The 2,163-nt window shown below is 44.2% G+C and carries 4 protein-coding genes; 1 reads left to right on the top strand and 3 read right to left on the bottom strand.

Annotation, left to right across the window (positions count from 1 at the left end):
- Positions 1-123 precede the first annotated feature (123 nt).
- Positions 124-861 (bottom strand): TnsA endonuclease N-terminal domain-containing protein, encoded by a 738-nt coding sequence (locus IXC47_RS19235; RefSeq protein WP_195876764.1) that lies wholly within the window; start codon positions 859-861, stop codon positions 124-126.
- 367 nt (positions 862-1,228) lie between these two features.
- Between IXC47_RS19235 and IXC47_RS19230 the strand changes: the two genes are divergently transcribed.
- A complete protein-coding gene (locus IXC47_RS19230) occupies positions 1,229-1,390 on the top strand; it encodes a hypothetical protein (protein ID WP_195876763.1) in 162 nt (53 codons plus the stop codon).
- Positions 1,391-1,749: 359 nt separating this feature from the next.
- Here IXC47_RS19230 and IXC47_RS19550 read toward each other — a convergent pair whose 3' ends face one another.
- Complete coding sequence (locus IXC47_RS19550; protein WP_326838434.1) at positions 1,750-1,887, bottom strand: diacylglycerol kinase; 138 nt, start codon at positions 1,885-1,887, stop codon at positions 1,750-1,752.
- Entirely contained in the window at positions 1,859-1,999 is a 141-nt protein-coding gene (locus IXC47_RS19545; protein ID WP_326838435.1) for a diacylglycerol kinase, read from the bottom strand. The genes IXC47_RS19550 and IXC47_RS19545 overlap by 29 nt, the downstream gene beginning before the upstream one ends.
- Positions 2,000-2,163: the final 164 nt, after the last annotated feature.

Below are 2,163 nucleotides of genomic sequence, written 5' to 3'. Positions count from 1 at the left end.
GAGCATGCCAATATGATGCAATGGCACGGCGGCCGCTTCGACCCAGCCGCCTTCGATCTGCATGAGGCCAATCGGCGCTTGATGGAAATTCAGCTTTAGCGCAAGACGGTACTGGGCGTACGCTTACAGTTGATTTGTCCATCCACAATATCGAAATGCATCCCCTGCAACAGAAAATTCCAACCTAAGCTGGCTTGCGGTCCTCTTTAATAGCTCAACCAATGGCACATTTCTAGAGTAATTATTCATGAACGACATTGCGAAGGTACTGGTCTTTTGAATTGAGGGTATATAGCGATGCCGGAACCATGACCTCAAAAAACGAAGATTCTCTAATACGATATCGTTGAGCAATGATGTATCTATGAGCACCCACGGAATGGATTGCTCTCGGCACCATTCGTATTCAATGGCAAGTCGAAGTGCAACGCGGGCATCATTCGCATCCTCTGGAGTTTTAATGCTCGCAGCTTTGTACCGCACACCTTCGGCAGTTTTTTCGGTAATCAGAAAATCAATTGTGAATGGCTCTGGATATGAGCCGCGATAGCTATGCGTCACACCGAATTGACTGCAAAGTTCTAAGGTGCGAGCAATATCCAATATTGGAAATTGCTCTCGGATATCTATGACGTTAGATTTTCGCTCCTGCAAATAGAAGTAAGTTACTTCTAACTTAGAGAGAAAGTGAAAGGGGCGATCCACATTGATGCCCCTAACAATACTGGAAGTGCCGCGTGATGGAACATCACGGACTTTAAGCCAAGGAATATAAGCATCGCCCATCCCTATGCCACGCCCGCGCCGAATTTTGGCACCTAAATGCGGGAGATAAAGATCGGATGTCGATGGCCATTCCATTCCTTAATTATCCTATTATTAGGAAATAATTCCTATAATATTAGTTAATCAAAGAGACGACCTTAAACAGACAATTATTATTGTTAATAAGATCTTGGTTGTAGATTGAAAATTCGCAACCTGCCAATTATCGACAATTAATTTTTAATTATTGTTAATATGTACAATTATAGTTGTTAATTTAAACCACATCTCACTGCAGGCCAACGAGATTACAAGACTGCGCGCTTAATTAGTTTTGGGCTGCTGTTTTGAACCGCATCCCCGTTTCCGTTGCGAATAAAATGAGTATTCGCGTGGAGGTAGCCACTATTTATCAAAGCAAAGTTGCAACCCATTCTCATTCTAGATGACAAGGGCGCTGGGTATGAATGTCAGCTATCGCCCCAAAGCGGACATCAGCGCTCACGCCGAAATTTGCAAGTTAGACAATGGTTTTGTGCGGCTCAAAAAAAAGCCTCATGAAGAGGCTATTCATCTCAATCAATTCAATCTGGTGCGTATATCAACTTGTGTGACAGGACCGTGAGCAAAATTTACAGCCATTTGACTGACGGAAATGCTGTTTTGCTTTAGTCACCGCAGTGGCGCAAGTTGCATGCTCACCCAAAGATGTTTTTGAGCTGGGCATGTATGTGCAACCGGCTACATGTACTTCATGGTCACCGTTAGATTGAGCTTGATTATTTACGTAATAGTTAGGCATCTATCCCCCCTTAAGTAGAGGTCTGACAGTACATTGCTTATTTTCATTTTGACATCCCATATTTACGGGAGCCGCAACGTACCAAGGCAATCAATTCCTAAAACAGGACGTAAGATGTCCGATGATTCGTACCTCAGTCCCCTATTGGCCGATAGCGGACATCCATACTTGAAATCTAAAATCTACTTGTTCCATATCTTCCAGAGAATCGTTATCCAAGTTGCTCCAGCAAGAACAAGAGCAATTAGTACAGCTGCACTCCCGTAATCTTTGGCATTTTTTGATAACGGATTAGGAGCCAGTGAAACACTGGTCCACAACAGCCTCTATTGCTGAGTTAAGCAGTTCTAGTATTAAAACGAGTGCAAACACGCCAATCAAAAGTAAACGTTCCAATGGTGACACGGGTAGACCACACGCGATCGTAGTCATGGCCAAAGTAAGCAACACCTCCTGTCTGAAAGCATGCTCGGTAGTTGTCAACGAAGTTGTCGCGTCACTTCAAGCAGCTAACTTCGATATTTCAGGTGTAGCCCGTTCCGGGTTGAGCCACACCTCGTCCGTCAATTTCCAATTTCTTGTGGCGCCCGACCAGC

This window comes from Herminiimonas contaminans (genome assembly GCF_015645465.1).
Classification (GTDB): Bacteria; Pseudomonadota; Gammaproteobacteria; order Burkholderiales; family Burkholderiaceae_D; genus Oxalicibacterium; species Oxalicibacterium contaminans.
Note: the sequence above shows the minus strand (reverse complement) of the source record. Positions and strands in the feature narration are given on the sequence as shown.